This is a genomic window from Shewanella sp. BF02_Schw (assembly GCF_014596695.2).
Lineage (GTDB): Bacteria > Pseudomonadota > Gammaproteobacteria > Enterobacterales > Shewanellaceae > Shewanella.
Map to the genome: position 1 here is coordinate 320,679 of NZ_JABKAW020000004.1, position 26,068 is coordinate 346,746.

The window sequence follows — 26,068 nt, forward strand, 5'->3', positions numbered from 1 at the left end:
ATACCAAGCCTGCGGCTTGCAGCAAAGGTTAATGGTATTAACTAAGATTAATTATTGTAACTAAAGTTGCCAATAGTGATGTTTGTTAGATTTTGCGGCCTTCTGGCCGTAATTGTAGTGGTAATTTGTGGATATTCGCGTAGCTTAATAGCAATAGATAGCACGATGAGGGTGATAGATGAAAGCGGGTAAACACGATACAAAACTGCTCAAGCTCGCGATGGAGATTGGCATGGGATACGCGCAAAAGCGTGGTTTTGAAGATTTTGGCAAAGGCATTTCGCCAAAAGATAAAGTGGAATGTATTTATCGATTATTAGTGCAAGACAATTTAATCCAACCATTAGCCGAAGATAAAGATGATGGTCCGAATCGTAAACATAAATTGATATTGTGGATTAGTAAGCAACTGCCTAAAGAACATGAGTTATTGAACTAAGGTTACCAACCTACACCATAAATTAAGCCCAAATGAAATGGTATTTCATTTGGGCTTTTTGTTATTGATTTTAAAATGTATTTCTCGTATTGGGTCTAGTGCTGACGCTTACATCCGTACCTATTTTAGTACCTATTTCCGTGTCTAGGTTCAGGATTAGATATTGAATTAGCGTGATTCAATTTCAACAATTTTTAAGCTTATCAACTGCTTTTGCCATTGCTGCTTATTCACACCCTCTACCCAAATAGTATCACTTTGGCGATGTTGACCATTACGCAGGTAAGTTTCTGGCATACGGAATATCGCTTCCCAGGCTTCAAGCTTTTCTGTTTTGAGTAATGCACCGTTTTCATTGTAAAAACTCACTTCAACTTCAACAACCGTGACATGTTCGTTACTGGTGCTGTCAAAATCGAACACTAAGCCGAGTTTATCGCCTTTCCATTTTGTGTCTGCAAGGGTGATTTTAATGCCGTCTTTAGCCGTACTGCCCAATAATTCTGGTTGTGCTAACGCCGCTGCAGTTAAGCGTGTGGTTGATATTTGAGTATTCATTGCTGGTGCAGTTGGCATGGCAACCGTTGGTGTTGCAACAGGTGTTGTTACTGCTGCTATTGACGCTGCAGATGCAATGGTCGGCTGTGTTACTACGTTTGCTTGCTTTGCGATGTCGGCTTTAGCGGCTTGCACTGGTTGGGTTACTGTTTCGGTAATGATGTATTCCCAAGTGAAGTCGTCTTTTAGACGAACATTGGCGCCATTTTCTAAGGTGATAACAGCAACATTGGCGGCCATAGCGGCTGGAGCAAGTAATAAAAATAGGGCTGATGCGATCGCATTAAGTTTGGTTTTCATCTATTCATCCTGATTGAAAGTCTTTAACACTTTGGCTCATTCTACGGACTTTTATAGTAGAAATGGAAATAAACTGTGGTTCGATATTCATATTTTGCCCCTGTATGTGATGGGGCAATATTTTATGCGTGTGTCGCTATTGTTAGGTGATGCATGAATTCATTTTAGAATGTTAATTTCAGGTTAATAATCATACTCATTTAAACGCTGTTTGTTGATGTCGATCAAATGCTGATACCTCTTTGTGAGTAACACTGAGCATGTTTCGAATACATAGAGGACGTGTGATGAAAATTTATTATTCAGTATTGATGTTATCTTCGGTTTTATTGCTGAGCGCTTGTGGCGGCAGTGATAGTACAACCGATGAAGTTAACCCTTTAGGACAATTCTCTTTAGGGGTGTCTGATGCCCCTATGGCGGGAGTGTCCCGGTTAGGGCTAGTGATGAATGAACTTGTTATGACGGACGCTGCGGGGGAAATACACCGTTATAGTTTACAACATATGGAGTTTAATTTGCTCGATTATCAGGGCATGAATAGGCATCTTGCCATTGATAATATCGATCTACCTGTTGGCCAATATCATAATGTCCACGTGACAATTGATCAGGGTGATGGCAATCAGGGTTGTTACGTTGAAGATGGCCAAGGCCGTCATAGTTTGCAAGTTGAAAATGGTTATTTGCCAATAGAAGATGTTGAGATTATAGCTAATCAACACCGTGTAATGACATTGGAAATTAACTTGTACCAAGGTCTGCTAATGGATCAAGAACAATACCAATTACGTCATCGTGCAATGTGGTCAGTCGATAATAGTCAAATGGGCCATTTAATTGGAGAAGTTGATCCGCAATGGATTGCCAATTGCGAAACTGAGTATTCGGCTCTCACTCCTGTTGGCGGGGAATTTTATCATTTAGCTTATTTATATCCTGACAGTGTCACTTCTATTGATCAAATGGCCGATATGGGAACAACACCTCCTGCAGGGCTAACGGCTCCACTGTCGGTGAGCCGATTGTTACAAACTACGGATGGAGATTGGTATTTTGCAATGGGCTATTTACCCGAAGGGAACTACCGCGTTGGTTATAGCTGTTTAGGTCATTTAGATGATCCAATCCTTGATGACATTAGCACCGGACCATTTGTTATGTATGAAGATGCAGGCTCTATAGCGATTAAACCTGGCCCTCTTGGTGGACAACAAACGGTACATGAGTGTGGCAACGGCAATGGTGGGCATCATGAAGGCCATGGTGGACATGGTGGACATGGTGGCTAGTACTGAGGTCAATTGAATTTATCCACCATTTGATTTGGTCAATCAACTGGGTCAGTAAGACATACAATCAATGATGTCTTACTGACTCTAGCCACCTTATTTTCCCTGTATCCATGTTTATTATGTCGCGATAGATAATGATTTTAGCGCGCCATAACCTCCGTTTTCTCTCTCGATATTATCCAATAAAAAACCAATCAATATTAGCAATTGCTGAAGGTGATGTAGCTCATAAAATCTAACATTGGTGTCAAAAACGGGTTTTGATTTACAGAGTAAAGAGTAAACTCATCCTTAACATGTAAAATTTATACATGAATAATATTTGAGGAGTAGAGTTATGTTTTGTGTGCAATGTGAGCAAACCATTAGAACACCAGAAGGCAATGGCTGTAGTTACTCGCAAGGTATGTGCGGCAAGTTAGCGTCGACGTCTGATATTCAAGATTTATTAATCTATATGCTGCAAGGCGTGTCGGCTTATGCAGTTAAAGCGCGTGAGTTTGGCATTGTAGACAACGACATTGACACTTTTGTGCCTAAAGCCTTTTTTGCCACGTTAACTAACGTAAACTTCGACGATGAACGCTTAATTGATTATGCCTACCAGGCACAAACCTATCGCGACCAATTAAAAGCGGCTTACATTGCTGCTTGTAAAGGCCAAGGTGTCGAGCCAGAAATGGTCAGCGGTCAAGGTGAGTTATTACTTGCTACATCAAAACCTGAGATTTTAGCCCAGGCGCCAATTGCACTGCTTAACGGCGGAGACGTAAATGAAGACATTTTAGGCTTACGTTTATTATGCCTATATGGCTTAAAAGGCGCAGCAGCTTATATGGAGCATGCTCGCGTATTAGATCAAACTGACGTTGATGTGGCTGCTGAGTTCCATAAAATCATGGCATTTTTAGGTGAAGATTCTGTTGATGCAGACAAGCTGTTTGCTACTGCAATGGAAATCGGCCAATTAAACTACCGCATCATGGCGATGTTAGATTTAGGCGAAACCACCTCTTTTGGCCATCCTGAGCCAACACAAGTGAATACCAAATCTGTTAAAGGTAAAGCGATTTTAGTGTCTGGTCACGACATGAAAGATCTAGAGCTTATTCTTGAGCAAACCGCAGGCAAGGGCATTAATGTCTTTACTCACGGCGAAATGTTACCAGCACTTGCTTACCCAGCATTTAAAAAATACGCGCATTTAGTCGGTAACTACGGCGGCGCTTGGCAGAATCAGCAAAAAGAATTTGCCACTTTCCCAGGTGCAGTAGTGATGACCTCAAACTGTATTATCGACCCTACAGTTGGTGAGTACTCTGACCGAATTTATACCCGCAGTATCGTAGGTTGGCCTGGTGTAACTCACGTTGAAGGTGATGATTTCAGCGAAGTGATTAACAAAGCCCTTGAACTTGAAGGTTTTGCTTATGATGAAATTCCCCACATGATCACCATCGGTTTTGCCCGTAACGCCTTAATGGCAGCAGCACCCACCGTAGTTGAAAACGTTAAAAATGGTTCTATTAAGCACTTCTTCTTAATTGGTGGTTGTGATGGCGACAAATTAGAGCGCAATTACTTTACTGACTTAGCTAAGTCTGTGCCTGATGATTCAATTATTTTGACCTTAGGTTGCGGTAAGTACAAGTTCAATAAATTAGACTTTGGTGACATCAATGGTGTGCCACGTTTACTTGATGTGGGCCAATGTAACGATGCCTATTCAGCTATTCAGTTAGCGTTAGCGTTAAAAGATATTTTTGAGTGTGACCTTAATGATTTGCCGCTGAGCCTAGTGTTGTCGTGGTTTGAGCAAAAAGCGATTGTAGTGTTGTTAACCTTGTTATCACTTGGGGTGAAAAACATCCGTACAGGACCTACTGCGCCAGCATTTTTATCTGAAAATCTAATGAATATTTTAGAGCAACAGTTTGGTTTGCGTGGCACTACCGATGTTGAGTCAGACTTAAAAGCAATGATGAACGTGGCGTAATTAGCCATAAAAATCGTGCATTTATGTTACACGTATTTGCACGATAACGATTAAAGGCGATATGAGATTTTCATATCGCTAACTGTATTTTTTACTGCGTTAAGGTATCAAAATGAGTAGTACTCCCTCAGTTGGTTTTTCATTTTCACAAGCGCTTTCTGCCCAAGTGGCTAAAAAGGTGACTCCTGTTAGCGAGGCCCCCGTTATCGAGACCACGCCAACGGTTGAACCCGCTGCACTGGCAACCCCGAAAGCACTTTTGGCAGCTGATAACTGGCAACGAGGCGAGGTACAGCTTTGCTGTGTTGAAAAATGGAATGAAACCCATGATGTGGTCAGTTTCCGCTTTCAGGGACTCACACCGGTGAAATTTAATTTTAAACCGGGGCAGTTTATTACCTTTAAATTAGATATTAATGGCGACAAGGTTTACCGCAGTTACACTATTTCATCGTCACCTTCACGACCATTTTCATTAGTGGTCACGATTAAAAAAATCGCTGGTGGCGTGGTGTCTAATTACTTAACTGAGTCGCTCAATGTTGGCGATGAAGTGACGGTTACTGGCCCTGATGGGATATTTAACTTGGTCGACATTGAGGCCGATAAATACTTATTCTTAAGCGCGGGTTGCGGCGTAACACCAATGCATTCTATGTCGCGCTGGCTTTGCGATACCACTACCGACAGCGATATTGCCTTTGTACACAGTGCCAAAACTGTCGATGACATTATGTTTGCTAATTCAATGGCGTCGATGGCATCATGCAGCCAACATTTCAATCTCAATTATGTATTAGAGTCTGACGGCAATAAGCAAAATTTGACTGATAAGCATGCCTCTACAGGTTGTGAAAGTGGTCGCTTAAGTTTAGAAACCTTAGTTAAGTTAGTGCCAGATTATCAACAGCGTACCGTATTTGTGTGCGGACCTGAGCCATACATGGCGGCGGTAAAGTTAATGCTTGAAGCTGCCGAATTTGATATGAGTCAGTTCAATCAAGAAAGCTTTGGTGCGAGTAGTGCCATGGGATTGAAAGCTGCGTTGGAAAGTAATCCATCAACCGAGCAGTTTATGCTGAGTATTGGTGATAATCAGGTGCAGCTAACTGGCGACCAAAGCCTACTTGATGGCATAGAGTCAGCAAAATTACCGATTATTGCCGCATGTCGTTCAGGCGTATGCGGTGCGTGTAAATGTCAGGTTGTTTCAGGCACCACTGTGTCGTCTAGCAAAATGGCGTTAACGGCTGACGAAATTGCAGCAGGCTTTGTATTGGCGTGTTCAACCCAAATGACCTCAGATGTGCGCTTACAAATGTGATATGTCTTACCGTATACATATAAGCCGACTTTGTAACGGTCGGCTTATACGGTACTCGTTGAGTGCGAAACTATTGCGATACCATTTGCGACACATGCAGTAGATTAAAATAGTGGTGTCATTGAGGGGATTAAGTATTGCTGGGCAAACTCATTGGCATCTACCGGTTTTCCCAGATGATAACCCTGCCATATGTCAGCCCCTTGCTTAGCCACAAAATCGGCTTGAAATTGATTTTCCACCCCTTCTGCCACTAACGACAACTGTAAGTTATTTGCCATGGCGATAATGGTGTTAACTAACTGTCGGCTCTGTTCTGAAGTATCAAGATTACGAATAAAGCTGCGATCAATTTTGACTGAGTTAAACGGATAGTATTGCAAGTAACTGAGTGACGAATAACCGGTACCAAAATCATCTAACGACAAACGGATCCCATGCTGATTTAACTTGCTCAAGACTTCCTGGGCATATGCTGCATCGTGGATTAACGCATTTTCTGTTAGCTCAATCTCAAGCAAATGGCCGGGTATGTTGTATAACTCAAGCAAGCTAACAATCTTATCGACTAAGTAACTGTCTTTTAGTTGTATGGGTGACATATTGATGGCCAGATAAAAATCGCGATTATATAGCTCACGCCAGTAAGCTAATTGTTTCAGAGCGCTTCTTAATACAAAATAACCTATTTCAATAATTTTGCCTGAATGTTCTGCAATTTCAATAAATTCAGCCGGCGAAACTTGGCCTAAAGTTGGGTTGTTCCATCTTATAAGGACTTCAGCGCCAACAACACTTTTACTTTGAGTGCTTACAAATGGCTGGTAATGCAATGACAATTCATCGCGTTTAAGTGCGCCTCTTAATAATGATTCCATTTGTATACGACTAGACAGTTCGGATTCCATTTTTTGGTTAAAGAACTTATAGCTATTGTTATTACCCATTTCACAATGTGATAGCGCGGCGCTGGATTTTCTTGATAGGTCCATAAATCCACTACCATCGTTGGGGTAAAATGCGACTCCCATAGCAGTGGTAATGGATAGCGGTAATTCATCGACATAAATATCTTGGCTAAAGTGCTGACACAAGCGACTGCAAAAAGTCGCCATCTTATCGCCATATAGTTGTTTCTTGGTGGAGATGACGATACAGAAGGTCGTATCACTGACAATGGCAAGATAAGTATTATTGGGTATAAAATGTTGTAGTTTTTGCGCGACCACATTACGTACTTTTTCAGTGATGTCATAACCTAAACCGTCTTGAATGACTTTTAAGTTGGTGATGCTGAAATGGGTTACCGAAATACAGGTTAAGGCGTCGCTTTTCGTCAGGTTGTTAAACACTGTTTCGAGTTGACTAAATTTAGGCAAGCCAGTGACGCTGTCGAAACGTTGTTGAATATCTAATAGTTTTTCCGCGGCGATGCGTGAATCGATTTCTTGCATTAAATTGCTGTTAAGCTGCTCTAAGTCTGATGTGCGCTGCGCAATACGAGTTTCTAACTGTAAATTGGCTTGAGCCAGCTTTTCTTTTTGGTAGAGTATTTCTAGATTACTTTCAACATTTTGACGAAAACAATCTAACAGCAAAATAAGATCATCGGAGTAGCTATTTGCTTTTTGGTCTAGTATGCAAATGGTGCCAAAGGGCTCTCCATCAGGCCAGTTGAGTGGTACGCCATAATAAGAAACCATACCAAATTCAAGCTCAGGATTTTGACTCCAGCGAGGATCTTCTAGGGCATTTTTGACATGTAATTCTGTTTGCTGCTCAATCACTGATTCGCAATATAAACTATGTCCCAGCATGTCTTTCATTCCGGGGGCATATGGGCTGTTGGCATTATGATTGGCGACAAACACTTCCATTTCATCAGTGTGAAGTTTCATAATTAACGATGCAGGCACTTGAGCGACTTTGGCAATCAGATCAACTGTTTTTTGCCAAGACTTCAGCATTTCAGGGGTTATCGCAATCGTATTATTTTTCAAAAGTGTAATTACCTCTTATTTTATTGTGTTGTTACTCAATAAACAGGCTGTTTGTATGTGAAGAAATACGGTAACAGGCCACCAGTCTGTAATGGGTGAGTTCGAGATAATTAACATCTAAACTTTATGGCATCTAAATTTATTGCATATAATTAAGTGATATTATTATTCTTTATAAATCAATTCGTTATATTGGCACGGCGTCATGGTGCACTGATGTAACCTGAAGTCTTGAATGAAGGAAAAATACTGGTTGGGTAATTTCAGAGAGTCCATTGTGATACTACATACCGGCTTAAGTGTTGTAGCTGCTCTTTCATCCATGAATATCGTATCGATTTCTTGCAATACACTAATACAACCTAACACATATGCAGTCTCTATGTTGGTCATTAATATTGTTTTGTTATTTGCTCAGCTATAGGCGAGTGATATGGCTTAGTGTGAGCTTTATGGTATTTAACTTTTTATGTAAGCATTTGATTAAAAATAATTTATATTTTATTGCTGAAAACGTTTAATACTATTATCAGCGGTACTAATTTTATGAGGTCAATTTGATTTCGGTACATGAAACGAAGCTAATGTTAAGCCAGCACGATAGAGCCAGCTTTAATGAAAAAAGCAGCATGTTAGTTTTTGGCTTGCTGTTTTTTTAGATTTAGATGTTGAGATAGATTTAGATGTTGAGATAGATTTAGTGCTTAGATTTAGAGCTTAGCGTTAGTACTTAGATAAGTGCTCGTTAGTTGCCGTTCAATAACATGACATAACGATTAAAAGTAAATTCATCTCGTTGGAATTGATAATGAAATGTCATGCCTAACTTTGTGGCCACGTTGATCGAGCCGCTATTGGCATCGACAACATCGGCATAGACGATGTCTAAATCCATGTGTTGTTTGGCATACTCGATACAGGCTAGGTTGGCTTCTGTCGCTAAACCAATGCCCCAGTAATCCGGGTGTAAGCGATAGCCAATATCGACGGCATTAATACGAGTTTCATTTTTAAAACCGCAAAACCCAATCACAGTATTGGTCTCTTTCAGTACCACAGCCCAACGGCCAAAACCGTATTGCTGATATTCAGCTAACCAAATATTGGTAATGATGTTTTCTGCGTCGGTTAGTCTTGTGCACATTCCTGCGTCACCGGTATAGAAGCTGACTTGTTCTGGAGCATTAAAATGCAATACTGCAGGTGCATCTTCAAGGGTAAATTCTCTTATAATTAACCTTGGTGTTTCAGTAATGACTGTCATTGATTTCCTTTATTATTATTTCTCTGACCACAATGACTTAATCACTATGCCACAATTAACCTTATCCCTTAACTTGCGGTTACCTAAAACCCATTACAAAGTGGCTTAAGCTTATGGTAGGTTAACATACTCAAATCCCGACAATTAAGAATAATAATATGACCTGCTTACGTGTTGCGTACCCCTTATTGGCGTTAGTGTTTTCAGCTTCGTCGTTGTCTGTTACTGCTAGTGCGAGCGATCTTGATCTCTCTGTGAGTAAAGCGTTACCAAAGCTTGAACAACTATATCTACATCTTCATCAACACCCTGAATTGTCATATCAAGAAAAAGCCACTAGCCAACGTATGGCGCAAGAACTAAAGCAATTAGGCTTTGAGGTTACTGCTAATTTTGGCGGTTATGGTGTGGTCGGTATTGTCAAAAACGGTAAAGGCCCCGTGGTGATGATCCGTGCTGATATTGATGGCTTGCCAATTATTGAACAAACGGGAAAAGAGTACGCATCGACCGTGACAACCCTTAATGCGGACAACAGTACTGTTGGGATTATGCATGGTTGTGGCCACGATATTCACATGACCAGTTTAATTGGTACTGCACAGCAACTGATGCTTCACAAAGCCGACTGGCAAGGTACTTTGATGATTGTGGCTCAACCCGCAGAAGAAGTCGGTGGCGGCGCCAAAGCCATGCTCAAACAGGGGTTGTTTAGCCAGTTCCCAACACCAGACAGCATTATTGGTTTGCATGTGAGTGCGTCAATTCCTGCAGGCAAAGTCGGCACCGTAAGTGGTTATGCCTTGGCGAATGTTGATTCGGTTGATATTACCATTAAGGGCAAAGGTGGCCATGGTGCTTATCCGCACGTCACTATTGATCCTGTGGTACTTGCTGCACGCACAGTACTTGCACTGCAAACCATTGTTAGCCGAGAAGTCTCGCCGTTAGAGCCTAATGTGGTTACTGTTGGCGCTATTCATGGTGGCTCAAAACACAATATTATTTCAGATGAAGTGAAGCTTCAGCTGACCTTACGCTCGTATAATCCTAAGGTTCGTGAGCAGCAAATCGCGGCAATTAAACGTATTACTACCGGTATCGCGATTAGTGCTGGCTTGCCAGATGACCTTATGCCTGTGGTGTATGTACATGATGATGAAACCATTCCGTCAACCTATAACGATCCCACGTTAGCCGCTAAGGTTAAAGCCAGTATTGAAGCCGAATTAGGCAGCGATAATGTGCTGGTGGCACCACCGGTAATGGCTGGCGAAGATTTTGGTTTATATGGGCTCACTGCAGAGAAACGTCCGATTACTTTATTTTGGCTGGGCGGGGTAGAACCTAGCCAGTATCAAGCGAGTGTTGAGTCTGGCGATACCTTGCCGTCTTTGCATTCTAGTCAGTTTGCGCCAGATTATTCGTTAACTATCCGCACTGGGGTTAGGGCTATGACAAAATCTGCGATGGATTTATTTAATCAACCAGCGCAATAAACTTGAACGTTTACATTCAAGTCAGTTTGCACCCGGTTATCTATGCCGTTAACTATTCGCACTGGGGTTAGGGCGATGACAAAATCCGCGATGGATTTATTTAATCAGCCAGCCCAATAAGTGGAAAGTGTTTAAAGGATAGAATTTCATTCAACAATAAGCGCGATAGCCGCCTACGGTTCTATATAATATAATGGCGGCTATTCTCATTTTTGGAACATGGCTGTATATGATTATCTTTAGCACCAACCTTGGCGATTTTACCGTAGAGCTTGAAATGGAACGTGCGCCGGTTTCTTCAAAAAACTTTTTAAAATACTGCCAAGACGGTTTTTATGACGGCACTATTTTTCATCGGGTTATTAAAGGTTTTATGGTGCAGGGCGGTGGCTTAACCGCCAAAATGAAAGAAAAACCTACTCGTGACCCTATTGCCAATGAAGCCAATAAAGGTTTGAACAACGTGTTGGGTACTTTGGCGATGGCTCGAACAGATTCGCCGCATTCAGCTACTGGGCAATTTTTTATTAATGTTGCCGACAATGATTTTCTAGACCACGCAGCAATGACCAATGCGGGTTGGGGTTATGCGGTGTTTGCCAAAGTGACCGCCGGTATGGATGTTATTCAGCAAATGGAGCGAGTTAAAACAACGACGATGGCAGGCCATGAAGATGTACCGCGTGAGCCGATTATTGTTGAGAAAGTGACCATTGTTGACGAGAAACCTGTTGCTTAAATGTGCAGTGCTATTACTTACTCGCTATTAAACATTATTTATTAAGCACTTACTATTAAACATTTACTATTAAACATTTACTATTAAGCATTTACTATTAAGCACTAGCTAAAACAACGCAATAAAAAAGGTTCGACATCACTGTCGAACCTTTTTTGATCTGTGCTAAACCACAGTAGTCACATTAAAGTGTGAAACGAATACCAATGGCAATGCCGTCATCTTCAGACAGTTCCATTCTGGCTTGTTGTGCTTTGTCTGCGCTGGTGAAATCGCTGTAATCACGGCGAGCTTCAACATATAAAACAGTATCTGGGTCAAATACATAATGTAAACCTACTACGAAAAACTGACGTTTAAAAACGTCATCTTGATCGGCATTGTAGTTAGGTTGGATCACGTAGTTAGATCCAGCATCAAGAATGTTGTACGAAATAAAAGTACGAATGTTGTTATCGAACTTGTACGAGAACAATGATTCAATACCCACAGCGTCGTTAATTAAACGACCGATATTGTCGGTGTCATGATTTTCGTTTTTGTTTACGTTGGCAGCAGCATAAAAACCATTCTGCTCAAAGTTGCCCCAAGTGATACCCATGCCGTAAATAAGATCAACAGCAGTGGATGTTCCACCGTTACCAAAGGTCACATCAAACTCACCACGGTTAACACCGGCAGTTAGCACTAGCTTATCAGTGGCTTGGTAAGTGACAGCACCACCATAGGTATAGTTATACTCAACTTGCTGTGCCGACGTTGAACTTGCTGCCCATAACTCTTCACAGGCATCTTGAGTGATATTTTCTACATCACAAGTATAAAAAGCACTGTTTTTAAGTTGGGCTTGCACGGCAAAACTTATGTCGCCAAAGCTGTTACGATATTGAACTGTTTTGTCACCACGACCGACACCATTTACCGCGCCGTCATCTTTGTTGTAAGTGTAAACACCCGCAGTGTTTCCGTCCCATACAAAGCCATAGTTTGTGCTGTACACCACGTCATACCAAGCACCCCATTGCTTGCCAATTGTGATGCTACCGTATTTGTCATGTGATAAACCGGCATAACCAAGACGATTATAGAAAAACTCGTCTTGAATTGATTCAAAGCGATTATTGTAAACAATATCTGTGCTACCTACTGGATTTACACCCCATTCAAGCAAGGCGTAAGCTTTCCAGTCATTTTGTAGTTGACGACTAAAACCAAAATTAATCCGTGAAGCACCGTTAACAACTTCTGTTTCACCTTGAGTATTGATCACGCGCGCATCGATAAAGCCGCCAATTTTAACCGCATTAACATCATCTTTATAAACTTCGATTGCAGACGCTGCAGGTGCAATAAGAATTGTTGAAATTAATGCTGCAATTAATGTTCTGTTCATTTTAATCTCTTGTCTTGTTGTTTGAGTAAGCACAGCTTAGTCCGTTAATATATCTTTCCATTGAGGCGACGGAGAATATCAAACCTATGAGTGACTCACAAAGTGAAATGTGCTCAAAAAAGGCGATATATCTCATAAAATTCGTTGTTCAATGACTTAGTAAAATCGAGTGTTAATACTGAGTTGTACCGCAGTTAATAATTGTAAGTAAATGTTACTTGGTGGTTACTTACGCACTTAATGTGGTTTTTTATTTGCCTTTAAAATAGCGTGTTTTTTGAGCGTTTATTTGATGTAGATCGCGACTTTATTTTCCCAATGGCATACGCTTAATTTAGCACTGTTATCGATTTTATCGGGGGCGACATTATGGACATGACTTTACAGTTTCACGGCGCAACTCAAGAGGTCACTGGATCTTGCCATTTACTCACAGTCAAAGGGCAGCAAGTGTTGCTTGATTGTGGATTAATTCAAGGGAGTAAAGCTGACGCGTTACGTAATCACGATCCTTTTCCATTCGACGCCACACAAATCCATGCAGTGGTATTAAGCCATGCCCATATTGATCATTCCGGCCGTTTGCCTTATTTGATTAATCAGGGGTTTACTGGACCCATTTATACTCAAAAAGCCACCGCACAGTTATGTGATGTCATGTTGCGTGATGCAGCCATGCTGCAAGAAAGAGATACCGACAGGCAAAATAAAAAACGTGCAAAACATGATTTAGAACTGCTTGAACCGCTATTTACCGAGAAAGATGTCGATCAAGTAATGGCGCAGTTTGTGATGGTAGATTATGGCCAGCGAGTGCAGGTTGCCGATGGGGTAGAGGTTTGCTTGTCCGATGCGGGACATATTCTGGGTTCTGCGGTGGTGGAGTTGTGGTTAGGCAATAAACCTCAACAGAAAAAGCTGGTTTTTAGTGGTGATTTAGGTCGTGCAGGTATGCCGGTTTTGGATGACCCAACGTTTATTGAACAAGCAGATTTAGTGCTAATGGAAAGTACTTACGGCGATAGATTACACCGCAGTTGGCAAGATACCTTGGTTGAACTGAAATCAATTTTCAAACGAACTATTCATGAAAGTAGGGGCAATATTTTGATCCCGGCATTTTCAGTGGGACGTGCTCAAGAGCTTCTTTATCTATTTCATTTATATGCCAAAGAGTGGGACTTATCACGTTGGCGTATTTGTTTAGACAGTCCAATGGCGATAAAAGCAACCGAGGTATATGTTAACAATTATCCGTTGATGGACGATGACTTTAAGCGTTTTACCCGCTTATCGCCTGGGCAACATCCGTTGTTATCCAGTGCTGAATTTGTGTGTAGCACTGAAGAGTCGATAGAGTTGAACGATATTCATAAAGGATTAATCATTATTGCCGGCAGTGGTATGTGTAATGGCGGCCGAATTCGCAATCATTTTGTGCATAACCTATGGCGTAAAGAAGCCGATATTATTATTTGTGGTTTTCAGGCAATGGGAACGCCAGGGCGGATATTAGTCGACGGTGCTGAAGAGCTGACGATTCATGGCCAAAGTATTAAGGCTGCTGCCAGTATTCATACTGTAGGTGGGTTATCAGCCCATGCTGACCAAGCCGAGTTATTGTCTTGGTATCGCCATTTTGAGCAATCACCCGCGGTAATATTGGTACATGGTGAACTAAAAGCACAGCAAGTATTGATTGAAGCGCTTAATCAAGACAGTGTTAAAAAACCGAAAAATAGCGCCATTGCTGAGCGAGGAGATTGTTTAGACTTAAATGCTTTGCCAGAGTTTGTGTGGCTGAATAAGGCGAGTGAATATAATGATCCATCAGCAATTTAATTTGAGTGAAGGGGTTATTAGGTGAACGATTGCTTAGCCTGCGGGCTAAGCATCAATTTCGTGTTGCAGCTTTTCAATATCGTCTAATATGCGCATAAACTTTTGCCCAAATTCGGTCACTTGGTATTCTACTCTCGGTGGAATTTCAGGGTAATTAATTTTATTCAAAATGCCAAATTCGATGTTTTTTTTCAAACATTGATTCAGTACTTTGGTGCTGAGTCCTTCAACTGATTTTACCATTTCACCGGGACGATTAATGTTATTGGCTAATAACTGATACACAGTTAATGACCATTTACAGCCGTAAATGGTTTCGACCATACGGGCACTTTTTTCTGGGGCAGACTTTCGCAAAAATAATTTTTCTTTTGTATTCATTAATATGTACCTAAAAGTACCTATAGGACTTAATTGTACTTACTATTCAATTGGATAGTTTGCCAATAAGCTTAACACACTTACTCTTTTATTAGGTGTGCTCAAATGACGAATTCAACTCAAACAACAGCGCTGATTATTGGCGGCACAAGCGGTATCGGTTTTGAAACCGCCAAGCAACTCGTGTCGCAAGGTGTTGATACCATTATCGTTGGCAATAAAACCGATAAACTCAATGCTGCAGTGGCGCAACTGTCTTCGCTGGGGAATGTCAGTGGGTTTCAAGCCAATTTATATGACCCGCAAGATCTCAGCCGTTTGATCAATATGATCAATTCCATGGATCATAAAATCGATCATTTAGTGAATGCTGCAGGCTATTTTAATCCTAAGCCGTTTTTAGATCATCAAATGAGTGATTACGATATTTACATGGAGCTTAACAAAGCCATTTTTGTGATTTCACAAGCGGTAGCCAAAAACATGATTAAACATCATGGCGGTAGCATAGTGAACATTGGTTCTATGTGGGCTAAACAAGCCATTAAAGCCACACCGTCAAGCGCATATTCTATGGCCAAAGCAGGATTACATGCGTTAACTCAGCACATGGCAATGGAGCTGGCGGGGCATCACATTCGTGTTAATGCGGTATCGCCAGCTGTTGTTAGCACGCCAATTTATCAAGCTTTTATCGAACCGCAAGATATGGCTAGTGTGCTCGACAGTTTCAATCCATTCCATCCCATTGGCCGAGTAGGTAGTCCGACCGATGTAGCAAATAGCATAGTATTTTTGTTATCAGATAAAGCCGCTTGGGTGACTGGCGCGGTATGGGATGTAGATGGTGGCGTGATGGCTGGCCGTAACTAATACTCCGCTTACAATAGAGCATTGCCTATTTGAAATATGAATGTTTGGGGGGCGATCTTGGTCGCTCCTTATTACTCGCTAACTTACATCCAATAACATTACATCCGATAACATTAGATTAAATCACACTTAATAAGCGTTAATATTTCATTCTATAAATCGCTCTAACACGTTAAGCTATAGATAAATAAGTGATGTGAGCGGCGTGATGAAGTTAGTTAACATTAATAAAAGCCAGTATCGTTCGGTTAATAATCAAGTGCAGATAGGTTTAGTGGCAACGCTGGCTATTTTTTCAGTAATATTGGGTCAGTTGATGATCTATTTTTTTGGCGTTAAGCCATTACCCGGTGCAGAGGCTACTGGCAATTTTCATCTTAATTTTACTGGGGTGATTTTGGCGTTAATGGTGTGCGTATTTTTAATACGTAACCTGCGTTCAAAACCGAAATTTTATGAAGTGTATTATGTGTGGCAACTGAAACAGTTGCAGAACAAAATTTACCGCAAGCTTAAATCGATTCAACTAGCCGCCAAAGACAATAACCGTGATGCATTAGTCATCCTCCGTTTTTATTATCAAAGCTTAGCGCTAGTGTATGAGTTAGATAACAACACCTTAACTATTTCAAACGTCAATAATGAGTTAGATAAACTACAGAAATGCATTGATGCGGCTGGTATTTCTGTTGATGCTGATGAGTTTACTCCCGACATGCTACAAGCCTTTTAGACCATCATCTGTTGATAACTTTTTTGCTAGCGTTATAGCGTGGTTTTCAGCGGATGCCATCAATTCTTACCTTAAATAAGGAGCCATGATGTCAATATTGGCAGATATTCCTTTTTCATTACTCGAACTCGCTCCGATGCGCGAAGATGCCAACGTCACTGAAACGTTACAAGGTAGCCTGCGTTATGCCCAACATGCCGAAAATGTTGGTATTAATCGTTTTTGGTTGGCTGAACATCACAATATGCCAGGCATTATATGTTCGGCAACCTCGATATTAATTGGCTATATTGCAGGTGGAACTCAACGTATTCGTGTTGGCGCTGGCGGGATCATGTTACCTAATCATGCCCCCTTAGTGGTTGCCGAGCAGTTTGGCACCTTGGCCAGCCTGTATCCCAACCGTATCGATTTAGGCTTAGGTCGCGCACCCGGTAGCGACCAAGTGACGAGTCGCGCATTGAATCGTGATGATAGCCGAGCTGAACATTTCCCAGAAGAAGTGAGCGAACTGCAATCATTATTAGGTCCGCGAGCGCAGCGTCAGCAAGCTGCCTCCGCCCAAGTGAGAGCGATTCCTGGCGAAGACACTAATGTGCCCATTTGGTTATTAGGCTCAAGTTTGTTTAGCGCTCAGTTGGCTGCAAAACGTGGATTGCCATATGTATTTGCAGGCCACTTTGCGCCGCGTTTTTTACATGATGCAGTAGCACTTTATCGACGTGAATTTATCCCTTCGGCGGTATTGAGCAAACCTTATGTTATGTTGGGATTACCTTTGGTCGCCGCCCCAACAGATGCTGAAGCAGAGCACCTTAGTACTAGCTCGAAACAACGTATTTTGGCGTTAATTCGTGGCAATGAAATGTGGCTTAAACCGCCTGTCGATAGTATGGATGGGTTGTGGAGCGAGCAAGAGAAAAGCTACGTCGATAACTTTTTAAGTTTGTCGGTGTGTGGCGGACCAGCAACGATTAAACATCGACTTGAAGTGATTGTCCAACAGCTAGGCGTTGATGAGCTTATGTTTACCAATGATTTATATGACAGTGAACATCGTTTACGCGCCCTGGATATTTTAATGAGCGTGAAACAATAGCGCCGCTAAAGTCATCGAGTTGACTAAGTAAGTTGACTAAGTCAGTGCTAATAGGCTGCCACAAGCACAAAAAAACCAAGACGGATGTCTTGGTTTTTTGTTTGTAAGTCAGTAAAACTGGTTTACAAAAAGCTTAAATCGCTTGACCGTTTACGGTTAATTTTACATCGATGTTGCCACGTACTGCGTTTGAATATGGGCAAACTTGGTGCGCTGTTTTCACTAACTGTTCAGCTTCTGCTTGGTCTAAATCAAGTTCAACTGCTAGCGCTACTGTTAATGCAAAACCACCATTGTCATTGGCACCTATACCGACAGTTGCTGTAGTTGGAGCTGCCTTGATAGCGACTTTACTTTGGCTGGCTACATGCAGAATCGCGTTAGAAAAACATGCGGCATAACCGGCAGCAAATAACTGTTCTGGATTAGTAAACTCACCACTGCCACCCATTTCTTTTGGGTAACTTAATTGTAAATCTACTTTTTTATCGTCGGTAGAAACTTGGCCATTACGGCCTGCTAATGCTGTTGCTGAAGTGGTATATAGTGCTTTCATAGTAAACCTCGTGTAAAAGTTAGTTAATTTAAATTGTGCGCAATCTAATTGTGTTTACTATAACTAAGCCGACAATAACTTGCAACTACATTGTGCGCAATTTAATTTTTGTTGTTGTGTTATTATTTAACAATCACTGTCTAAAAATCACTATCCGATGGTTGTAAACCTTAGCCTTACTTTGGTATCAATATGATTAGCTTGTCATTCTTCTGTCACCTTTATGTCATCATTAGCTCTCACAATAGCCACTCATTAGACCTCTTAGGCAGTGCTAAGCATCGCCACATAATATGCGAACGATAAAAAATAAGGATAGGCTATGAAACGGTTTGTAACTCGTCGTGACTTTTTGGCTATGTCAGCTAAAGGTGCTGGGGCAGTAGTGGTGTCTTATGGATTAATGGGCTGTAGCAGTGATGATGATGACGATGTCGTATCGGGTCAATTTTTACAAGGTGTTGCCAGTGGCGACCCTGCTGCAGATGCGGTGATTTTATGGACTCGCGTTACGCCTGATGTTGAAGGTGACATTACTGTGTCATGGGAAGTCGCCACTGACAGCAACTTTAGTCAAGTAATCACAAACGGCCAAATGATAACGAATAAAAACCGTGACTATACCGTTAAAGTTGACGCTGTCGGACTTGAAGCGGGTCAGCAGTATTACTATCGTTTTAAAGCGGGTGAAACGGTATCGGAAATGGGGCAAACACTTACATTACCTGAAGGTAGCGTAGCGTCAGTTAAGTTGGCGGTAATGTCATGCGCTAATTTCCCTGCTGGTTATTTTAATGTGTATGAAATGGCTGCACAGCAAAATGATTTGGATGCTGTCGTGCACTTAGGCGATTATTTATATGAGTATGCTCGTGGTGAATACGCCAGTGAACATGCTGTCGAGCTTGGGCGTGAAGTGTTGCCAGCTGGTGAATTATTTTTATTAGACGACTATCGCACCCGTTACAGTCAATATCGTAGTGATGCGAGCTTACAAAAGCTACATGCCAAAGTACCGTTTATTACCGTGTGGGATGACCATGAAGTGGCCAATGATACCTGGAAAGACGGTGCTGAAAATCATAATGATGGTGAAGGTGATTTTGATCAACGCAAACAAGCCGCACTACAAGCGTACTTTGAATGGCTGCCAATTCGTCCATGGAGTGAAGGTAATCATGAAGAAATTTACAGAAGCTTTAATTACGGTAACTTGGTTGATTTGCACATGCTCGATACTCGGGTATTGGCTCGCGATAAACAATTAGAATATAGCCAATATATTGATGCGACCACAGGTGCATTTAACAGCAGCACATTTCTCGCGGATGTAACCGATACTAACCGCACCCTGTTAGGCCAGACTCAACTATTGTGGTTACAACAAACTTTGTTGCAGTCTACTGCTAAGTGGCAAGTATTAGGTCAACAGGTGTTAATGGGCAAAATGTTAATGCCTGCTGCCATTGCGACTCAGCAAATGAGTATTCCGCAGTTTGCTGAGCTTGCCGGATTAGCGCAGCTAGCGGGCCGTGCTCAAGCTAGCGATCCAACGTTAACCGCAGAAGAGTTAGCTTACTTACAAGCGAATCAAGCCAAGCTGACGCCAGAGGTGATTGCATTACTACAGCTGCCCGCAATTCCATACAACTTAGATGCGTGGGATGGTTACGCTTACGAGCGCGAAGTGATTTTAGCGACGGCAAAGTCGTTACAACATAACTTGGTGGTGATTGCCGGTGATACCCATAATGCATGGGCCAGCGATTTAACCGATAGTGGTGGCGATATTGTCGGGATAGAGTTTGCCACAAGCTCGGTATCATCCCCAGGTCTTGAGTATTACTTAGGCTTGTCTGATGCTGAAATGCCAGCAACTGAAGCAGCAATAGTCGGTTTGATCGCCGATCTTAAATACGCCAATTTAAAAGATCGTGGCTACTTATTACTGACATTTACTGAAAATGAAGTCCGCAGTGATTGGCAATATGTTGATACGATTTTAGATAAGACATTTGTTCAGTTAGACGCCCGTGGTTACAGTGCCACCAGTACCGCTGGTAGCCCTAAAGTCACGCCAGTGTCGTAATCAGCTGATGTGAATTCGCAGATATAATTCAGCCACCGTGAAGGTGGCTGAATGATTTATATAAGCGGCATATCGCTTAGCTAAACCTATGGTTAATCCATAGTTAATCTATGGTTCATCAATAGCTAATCTATGGTTAGCACGACAATTTTTAACGGATGATTGTCATCAAATGCGGGGAAGTCTGGGTGGCAATCTAACCACTGAGTCGCAGTGACTTTACGGCCCTGCTTTTCTACACAGCGGACTAGGCTGTCGTACCATGCTTGGCGATCAACTTTAGCGACATTATTACAACAGACAATTTTACCGCCGACTTTGGTGGTTAATACTGCTGGTTTAAATAAACCTTGGTAATCATTGACTAAGTCGACAATACCAAAGGCGCTTTTAGCAAACCGTGGCGGGTCTAAAAACACTAAGTCGAACTGAGCAACACGCAGTTTAGGGTATTTAGGCAGCTTTTGATTACGACGACCGCCAATAGGCAACCCCGCTAATTGACGCAATGCCGGAAACGCATCACTTTGCACAAATTCACACACATCAGTGACATTGTTTAGCTCAGCATTTTTTTGTCCCGCCGCTAATGCAAATGATGAAAAATCGACATTCATGACTTTACGAGCACCGCCCATCGCAGCAGCAGTACCAATACCACAAGTGTATGAAAACAAGTTTAGAACACTCTTACCTTGGCTGTTAGCGCGTACATATTCACGCCCAATACGCATATCTAAAAATAGCAGCGGATCTTGACCTTCATGGCGTAGCTTGGAGGTAAAAGCAATGCCATTTTCATGGATAACTTGCTCTGATTGCGAGAAGTCTTGGGCTTCATTTTCGGCATGATTGACAACACGAGAATGGCTGCCAGAGCGATCGTTATAGACGATATGATAGTCCGCGTGAGCAGTCAGTAGGCTTGATATGTCTTCAAGTTGCTGAGCCGATAAGGTTTGGTGAAATGTTTGAATAAGCCATGCATCGCCGTAACGGTCGATGTTAAGGCCATTTTCACCTTCAACGGTACCGTGAAAAACCCGATAACAATCAGTATTATCTTTGGCAGCTTGCTCAAAAAAAGTGGCACGCTTGGCTAAAGCATCGGCTAAAACAGCTTGAATGGACATGAGGGCTCATTAAATGGTGTGGCTATTGGCGCGGATTATAGCAAACATTCTAACTTAGTGAAGTTGCAGTACAGACTATTAGGCGTCGCAATTAATCTGGTAGATGCACCTTAAAGGTTTTGTCGGCAATAATTTTGCCATTTAACTCCAGCGTCATGCGCCAGTTACCGACCTTATTAGTGATCGGTGCCCAGATGCAATCACCCAGATAAAAGCGCCAATCATTTTCTTTGATAAATATCTCACCATCAAACGGTGGGCTAACATTACCGTCGTCATCGGTAATGTTAGGGTGGTAAATACAATAAGTGAGTACTTGGTTTTTAGCCTTTTTGATGCGCGTGATAAAGCCAAATTCGGTGTCGATAATCGCAGGTACATGTATCGTTGCCTGCAACAAGCGCGGCAAGTCATCGCTTTGATTGTCCCATTGACTGAATATGCCACTGTAAATAATGCTCACGTCCGCTTTTAACTTACTCAAGGGCTATCCCTTTATAGAATGATATTTAGTGTTTATCGCTCAAGTGCTTAATCGCCGCTTGCAGAGCAAAATCATAACCTTGTGCGCCTAGGCCACAAATTACTCCTAGGGCTTTATCTGAAAAGTACGAATGGTGCCTAAAAGGTTCGCGGGCATGTACGTTAGATAAATGTACTTCAATAAACGGAATCGCTACCCCAAGTATGGCATCACGCAAAGCAACACTGGTGTGCGTAAAGGCTGCTGGATTGATAATAATAAATTGAGCGTCGGTAGCATGAATTGCATCAATCAATTGATACTCTGCATTGGACTGAATATGTTCAAGCGTAACGCCAGCCTGAGTCGCATTGCGAGTTAATTCATCCACAATAGTGGTGAGTGTTTGGTGACCATAATGTCCGGGTTCGCGACGGCCTAATAGATTGAGATTAGGACCGTTGATCAATAAAACTTTTGCTGTTTGGCTCATGATGGTTCCTATAAAAATCGCAAGGTAAGTCGGCTTAATATGCAGCACAAAAGAGGGTTCAACAAGCATTCTTACCGAAGACGGTTATCAGGTAAACCAAAAAATGCTCAACTAGGGTAATACCTTAGTCATTGAGTGATGGCGGATTCACTTTTTTGCTAGTAATTTGCTAGCGACTTACTAATGATTTACTAATTAGTAATTACTTATTAATAATCAGATTTATTTTGGCGCATCGCTTTAGTGGCACCGCGTTGTTTTTTTGTTTCAATGCGTCGCTTTTGGCTGCCTTTTGTCGCTTTGGTTGGTATACGGGCTTTTTGTACTACACCAATGCTTCTTACTAGTTCAATAAATTGTTCCAGTGCGGTTTGGCGGTTAAAATCTTGGCTGCGTGATTGTTGGCATTTTATAATTACTTTGCCACTTTTGGTAATACGGTGATCGGCTTTTTCAAGCAGCTTTTGTTGGTAGAACTCGGGTAAAGAAGATGAGGCAATATCAAAGCTGAGTTGCGCTGCGGTTGATACTTTATTGATATGCTGGCCACCCGCACCACTTGAACGGACAAACTGCCATTCAATTTCGTTATCTTGCAATATGACGCGCTGAGTTATTTGTATCATTCGGTTGTAGTGTTCCCCTTAATTAACGGTCATAAACCTATAACGCTGCTTACTGTTTTTTAAGCGGCATGTTTATGTGCTGTGTCTTCATTCTACCGCAGTCTGGGAAACTTTTCAGGGTTGTCTGCTGTGGCATGGATTGCGATAAGTGAATTGACCTTAGCGTGGGGATTGAATTAAAAAGCCTGACTGGCCTCAGAGTTATGACATATTTAATGAAATAACCAGAATAGTTTTGTTATCATGAGCGCCATTGTCGCTTTACACGATAACATCACCGTATAAAGTCTGTTCTATGGCCTAGTTAGAGGGCCGGAGTTGCCGTTATGTTATGTCAAATCCCCGATATCACTAAAGGTGTTATTAGCTTATTTGTTAGTGGCCGTTTATCGGCACAAGATTACCGTACCCGTTTACAGCCCGCCATTAAGAGTTATCGTAAAGATTGGAATCAAGTGTGTCTTTATATTGAAGCTGATGTGTTGTTGGAAGGCTGGGAGTTTGGCTCATTAACCGGTAGCGGAGAAGTTCAGTTACCCGCGTTTGATGCGTTAGTGTTTGTGGGCGGCCCAGATTGGGTGGGTAATTCTGTTAGGCTGATGGGACCTTTTATGCAGGGCGAAGTTGCATGGTTTCCATTAGAGCGTAAACAAGAAGCCATTACTTGGATTGCTAAGCGATCTCTGCGCTAGAGTGGCCTGTAAATAATTTTGTGGCACCTTTTTACTCGGTTATCGCTTATTTATGTCGAACAACGACAGATGATAAGTTCTTCCCAGTAGCTAATTGTCACAAATTACTGCAAAATTCATCTACAAAGGTCAACAGGACCTAGTACTGATTTTATTATTTTAGAAAAGGATAGCTTATGTCATTGTCAAAGTTGTTTGCCGTATCAAGTGCGTTATTGTTAACTCTTAGCTTATCGGCATGTGCTCCTGAAGTGGGTAGTGAAGCTTGGTGTAAGCAAATGAAAGAAAAAGAAAGTGGTGATTGGACTGCCAATGAAGCAGCCGATTACGCCAAGCACTGCGTATTTAAATAATATCGTTTAGGAGTGGGTGGTTGAGTCATACCGTTTTGCCTTTTATGGCTAACATAGCCAAATTATTGATTGCTTTAGTGCTACTGCAATTTGTGGGCGCCAATTTAGGTGCGCATCAATTACATGTGGGCAACAGCAACGAAGAGCAAAATAACCATCCACATCTTCAATTTACTACCGAAGTGATCAGCCTTGCTGAATGTGCCGATTGCGCTTGTGCACTCGATGGTTCATCACTGCATTCGGTTAATGATGATCATCAACATTTTGATACCATTACTGATTTTGAGAAAGTTGATGTGTGTTTAGATTGTCAGTGTCATGGTGGTCATGTGGCACTTGCTAAGCTTAACGATAATGTTGTTAGTGAACATTTTCATGACCTTTTTGCCGATACCAAACTGAACTATTTACCTCCTGAGTCTTTCCCTACTTATCGTCCTCCTATCGTTTAATCCCTTTAAAGCCCGTTTTTACTGTTTAGCTTCACCTCTATATTCGCTTTCATTGCGCTAATGAATGCTTTTTTGCATTCCATTATGGCGTGATATCTCGCTTGTAATGACGGTGGCTAAGCCTATTTCCGTTGATATTCATTGTCGACGGTCTAGATTGTTTTTAGGATTAACCATGAAAATCAAATCAGTCCAAGTACTACCTTTATTGGCAGCGTTGAATGCCAACGCTATGTTGAGTCATTTAGTGAATCATTTTGTGAATCGTGCTCAGTTAAATGTTGCGCCATGCACTCAGCCCATCTCTCCGCCAAGCATTCGAAAATCTTACCGCATGAACTCCAGCGTTTCGCGAGCATTATTGTTCAGTGCAGCGCTATTGCTATCATTATTTGCACTGTTTAGTTCGGCTGTGCAAGCCAGCAGTGAATCAACAGAGGCGGTTCATCAAGAGTCGTTGTTAACCTTAAGTGCAGAGCAGCGCCAACTCGCGGGAGTGGAAGTGGCACAGTTAAGTGCGACCGCGTTTAATTTACAGGCCGTTGCCACCGCTCAGCTGGTTGTAGATAAAGACAAAACTATCACCATAGCGCCGCAATTAGATATGCAGGTGCTTAAGCGCCATGTGGTGCCAGGACAACAGGTGCAAAAAGGCCAACCATTATTGACTATCGGCGGGGCAGATATTGCTGCGGCGCAAGCTGACTACGTTAATGCAGCAACGGAGTGGGATCGCATAAAGCGCATGAGCAAAGGAACGATTAGTGCTAGTCAGCGGATGCAAACTGAGGTCAATGCAGAGCTTAAACGTGCCATTTTACAGTCGGTAATGATGTCCAAACAACAGATAGCCGAGCTAGCAACATCGCCAAGTTCAATTGGTCAGTTTCAGCTGTTAGCGCCTATAAATGGCCGCGTTCAGCAAGATGTTGCCACAGTAGGACAAGTGCTAACTGCGGGCACACCTTTAATGCAACTGACCGATGAATCGTATTTGTGGGTAGAAGCAGAACTGACGCCATTACAGGCAGATCAAGTCAACATGGGCAGCGATGTTTTGGTGCGAGTAGGAAGCCGTACTCGTGATGGCGTCATTATCGGGCGTTCGCATGAAATTAACGCGCAAACCCGCACTGAGCAAGTATTAGTGCGTATGGCAAACCCCGGCCATGACTTACATGCAGGCGAGTTTGCCGAATTATACCTCGCAGCAAATCAGGGGGCAGAGCCGCTTGGATTTATTGTGCCAGATGCGGCGTTAACACGCAGTGGTGACGGTGACTGGCAGGTGTTCATAGAACAAGATGGTGGATTTAGTGCAGTAGAAGTTTCTGTGGTGGAGCGTCAACGCGGACTGAGTTTTATTCGTGGTTTATCCCCACAAACTCGCGTTGTTGTATCTGGTGCGTTTTTCTTAGCATCTGAGCAAGCCAAATCTGGCTTTGATATTCATAACCACTAAGCGCTAAGGCA

25 protein-coding genes are annotated in these 26,068 nt (G+C 42.1%); 15 read left to right on the top strand and 10 right to left on the bottom strand.

From position 1 onward, the window contains the following. Window positions 1-178: 178 nt before the first annotated feature. The gene (locus HNW13_RS16735; RefSeq protein WP_011639029.1) at window positions 179-439 is read left to right on the top strand and encodes a DUF5062 family protein; all 261 of its coding nucleotides are present in this window, start codon (window positions 179-181) and stop codon (window positions 437-439) included. 168 nt (window positions 440-607) lie between these two features. Here HNW13_RS16735 and HNW13_RS16740 read toward each other — a convergent pair whose 3' ends face one another. Further along, complete coding sequence (locus HNW13_RS16740) at window positions 608-1,297, bottom strand: DUF3157 family protein (RefSeq protein WP_192114117.1); 690 nt, start codon at window positions 1,295-1,297, stop codon at window positions 608-610. Between the two features lie 287 nt (window positions 1,298-1,584). Here HNW13_RS16740 and HNW13_RS16745 point away from each other — a divergent pair, with 287 nt between their 5' ends. The 3 genes from HNW13_RS16745 (at window position 1,585) to HNW13_RS16755 (ending at window position 5,912) form a co-directional block, all read left to right on the top strand. Continuing rightward, window positions 1,585-2,589 (top strand): DUF4382 domain-containing protein, encoded by a 1,005-nt coding sequence (locus HNW13_RS16745; protein ID WP_192114118.1) that lies wholly within the window; start codon window positions 1,585-1,587, stop codon window positions 2,587-2,589. A 340-nt stretch (window positions 2,590-2,929) separates the two neighbouring features. Then, window positions 2,930-4,588 carry a hydroxylamine reductase gene (hcp, locus tag HNW13_RS16750; protein ID WP_101085064.1) on the top strand — a complete coding sequence of 553 codons (1,659 nt, stop codon included), beginning with the start codon at window positions 2,930-2,932 and terminating at the stop codon, window positions 4,586-4,588. 112 nt (window positions 4,589-4,700) lie between these two features. Beyond that, entirely contained in the window at window positions 4,701-5,912 is a 1,212-nt protein-coding gene (locus tag HNW13_RS16755; RefSeq protein ID WP_192114119.1) for a hybrid-cluster NAD(P)-dependent oxidoreductase, read from the top strand. A 104-nt stretch (window positions 5,913-6,016) separates the two neighbouring features. Here the strand turns inward: HNW13_RS16755 and HNW13_RS16760 are convergent, their stop codons facing one another. Both HNW13_RS16760 and HNW13_RS16765 read right to left on the bottom strand, forming a co-directional pair. After that, a complete protein-coding gene (locus HNW13_RS16760; RefSeq protein WP_192114120.1) occupies window positions 6,017-7,912 on the bottom strand; it encodes a sensor domain-containing phosphodiesterase in 1,896 nt (631 codons plus the stop codon). Between the two features lie 745 nt (window positions 7,913-8,657). Further along, the gene (locus HNW13_RS16765; protein ID WP_192114121.1) at window positions 8,658-9,176 is read right to left on the bottom strand and encodes a GNAT family N-acetyltransferase; all 519 of its coding nucleotides are present in this window, start codon (window positions 9,174-9,176) and stop codon (window positions 8,658-8,660) included. 158 nt (window positions 9,177-9,334) lie between these two features. On the opposite strand from HNW13_RS16765, the gene HNW13_RS16770 reads away from it, so the two are divergent. Both HNW13_RS16770 and HNW13_RS16775 read left to right on the top strand, forming a co-directional pair. After that, window positions 9,335-10,675 carry an amidohydrolase gene (locus HNW13_RS16770; protein ID WP_192114122.1) on the top strand — a complete coding sequence of 447 codons (1,341 nt, stop codon included), beginning with the start codon at window positions 9,335-9,337 and terminating at the stop codon, window positions 10,673-10,675. Window positions 10,676-10,904: 229 nt separating this feature from the next. Beyond that, window positions 10,905-11,414, top strand: a complete 510-nt coding sequence (locus tag HNW13_RS16775; RefSeq protein ID WP_162023965.1) for a peptidylprolyl isomerase — start codon at window positions 10,905-10,907, stop codon at window positions 11,412-11,414. A gap of 184 nt (window positions 11,415-11,598) precedes the next feature. Here the strand turns inward: HNW13_RS16775 and HNW13_RS16780 are convergent, their stop codons facing one another. Further along, window positions 11,599-12,807 carry a porin gene (locus tag HNW13_RS16780; RefSeq protein ID WP_162023964.1) on the bottom strand — a complete coding sequence of 403 codons (1,209 nt, stop codon included), beginning with the start codon at window positions 12,805-12,807 and terminating at the stop codon, window positions 11,599-11,601. A 369-nt stretch (window positions 12,808-13,176) separates the two neighbouring features. Here HNW13_RS16780 and HNW13_RS16785 point away from each other — a divergent pair, with 369 nt between their 5' ends. Next, a complete protein-coding gene (locus HNW13_RS16785) occupies window positions 13,177-14,649 on the top strand; it encodes an MBL fold metallo-hydrolase (protein ID WP_192114123.1) in 1,473 nt (490 codons plus the stop codon). A 45-nt stretch (window positions 14,650-14,694) separates the two neighbouring features. Here the strand turns inward: HNW13_RS16785 and HNW13_RS16790 are convergent, their stop codons facing one another. Beyond that, window positions 14,695-15,030, bottom strand: coding sequence for a winged helix-turn-helix transcriptional regulator (locus HNW13_RS16790; RefSeq protein ID WP_011639018.1), 336 nt, complete (start codon window positions 15,028-15,030; stop codon window positions 14,695-14,697). A 105-nt stretch (window positions 15,031-15,135) separates the two neighbouring features. Between HNW13_RS16790 and HNW13_RS16795 the strand changes: the two genes are divergently transcribed. From HNW13_RS16795 to HNW13_RS16805, 3 genes are all read left to right on the top strand, one after another. After that, window positions 15,136-15,903 (top strand): SDR family oxidoreductase, encoded by a 768-nt coding sequence (locus HNW13_RS16795; protein WP_192114124.1) that lies wholly within the window; start codon window positions 15,136-15,138, stop codon window positions 15,901-15,903. A gap of 208 nt (window positions 15,904-16,111) precedes the next feature. Further along, complete coding sequence (locus HNW13_RS16800) at window positions 16,112-16,636, top strand: DUF3087 domain-containing protein (protein ID WP_192114125.1); 525 nt, start codon at window positions 16,112-16,114, stop codon at window positions 16,634-16,636. Window positions 16,637-16,724: 88 nt separating this feature from the next. Then, entirely contained in the window at window positions 16,725-17,735 is a 1,011-nt protein-coding gene (locus HNW13_RS16805) for an LLM class flavin-dependent oxidoreductase (protein ID WP_101085073.1), read from the top strand. A 133-nt stretch (window positions 17,736-17,868) separates the two neighbouring features. Here HNW13_RS16805 and HNW13_RS16810 read toward each other — a convergent pair whose 3' ends face one another. Continuing rightward, window positions 17,869-18,291, bottom strand: a complete 423-nt coding sequence (locus tag HNW13_RS16810; RefSeq protein WP_182744968.1) for an organic hydroperoxide resistance protein — start codon at window positions 18,289-18,291, stop codon at window positions 17,869-17,871. A 322-nt stretch (window positions 18,292-18,613) separates the two neighbouring features. Between HNW13_RS16810 and HNW13_RS16815 the strand changes: the two genes are divergently transcribed. Continuing rightward, complete coding sequence (locus HNW13_RS16815; protein WP_192114126.1) at window positions 18,614-20,380, top strand: alkaline phosphatase D family protein; 1,767 nt, start codon at window positions 18,614-18,616, stop codon at window positions 20,378-20,380. Between the two features lie 125 nt (window positions 20,381-20,505). Here HNW13_RS16815 and HNW13_RS16820 read toward each other — a convergent pair whose 3' ends face one another. From HNW13_RS16820 to arfB, 4 genes are all read right to left on the bottom strand, one after another. Further along, the gene (locus tag HNW13_RS16820) at window positions 20,506-21,513 is read right to left on the bottom strand and encodes a class I SAM-dependent methyltransferase (RefSeq protein ID WP_101085077.1); all 1,008 of its coding nucleotides are present in this window, start codon (window positions 21,511-21,513) and stop codon (window positions 20,506-20,508) included. A 91-nt stretch (window positions 21,514-21,604) separates the two neighbouring features. Further along, window positions 21,605-21,997 carry a DUF3859 domain-containing protein gene (locus HNW13_RS16825; protein ID WP_102036807.1) on the bottom strand — a complete coding sequence of 131 codons (393 nt, stop codon included), beginning with the start codon at window positions 21,995-21,997 and terminating at the stop codon, window positions 21,605-21,607. Between the two features lie 25 nt (window positions 21,998-22,022). Next, window positions 22,023-22,469: a type II 3-dehydroquinate dehydratase gene (gene aroQ, locus HNW13_RS16830; protein WP_011639010.1), complete on the bottom strand. Its 447-nt coding sequence runs from the start codon at window positions 22,467-22,469 to the stop codon at window positions 22,023-22,025. 209 nt (window positions 22,470-22,678) lie between these two features. Beyond that, a complete protein-coding gene (gene arfB, locus HNW13_RS16835) occupies window positions 22,679-23,095 on the bottom strand; it encodes an alternative ribosome rescue aminoacyl-tRNA hydrolase ArfB (RefSeq protein WP_192114127.1) in 417 nt (138 codons plus the stop codon). A 326-nt stretch (window positions 23,096-23,421) separates the two neighbouring features. Between arfB and HNW13_RS16840 the strand changes: the two genes are divergently transcribed. The 4 genes from HNW13_RS16840 to HNW13_RS16855 all read left to right on the top strand — a co-directional run bounded on the left by HNW13_RS16840 (window position 23,422) and on the right by HNW13_RS16855 (window position 26,057). Continuing rightward, complete coding sequence (locus HNW13_RS16840) at window positions 23,422-23,787, top strand: STAS/SEC14 domain-containing protein (protein ID WP_101085080.1); 366 nt, start codon at window positions 23,422-23,424, stop codon at window positions 23,785-23,787. A 176-nt stretch (window positions 23,788-23,963) separates the two neighbouring features. Beyond that, on the top strand, window positions 23,964-24,140 hold the full coding sequence (locus tag HNW13_RS16845) for a DUF3012 domain-containing protein (protein WP_101085081.1): 177 nt from the start codon (window positions 23,964-23,966) through the stop codon (window positions 24,138-24,140). A 20-nt stretch (window positions 24,141-24,160) separates the two neighbouring features. Beyond that, a complete protein-coding gene (locus HNW13_RS16850) occupies window positions 24,161-24,595 on the top strand; it encodes a hypothetical protein (RefSeq protein WP_310734199.1) in 435 nt (144 codons plus the stop codon). A gap of 175 nt (window positions 24,596-24,770) precedes the next feature. Further along, window positions 24,771-26,057, top strand: a complete 1,287-nt coding sequence (locus tag HNW13_RS16855) for an efflux RND transporter periplasmic adaptor subunit (protein WP_243756323.1) — start codon at window positions 24,771-24,773, stop codon at window positions 26,055-26,057. Window positions 26,058-26,068: the final 11 nt, after the last annotated feature.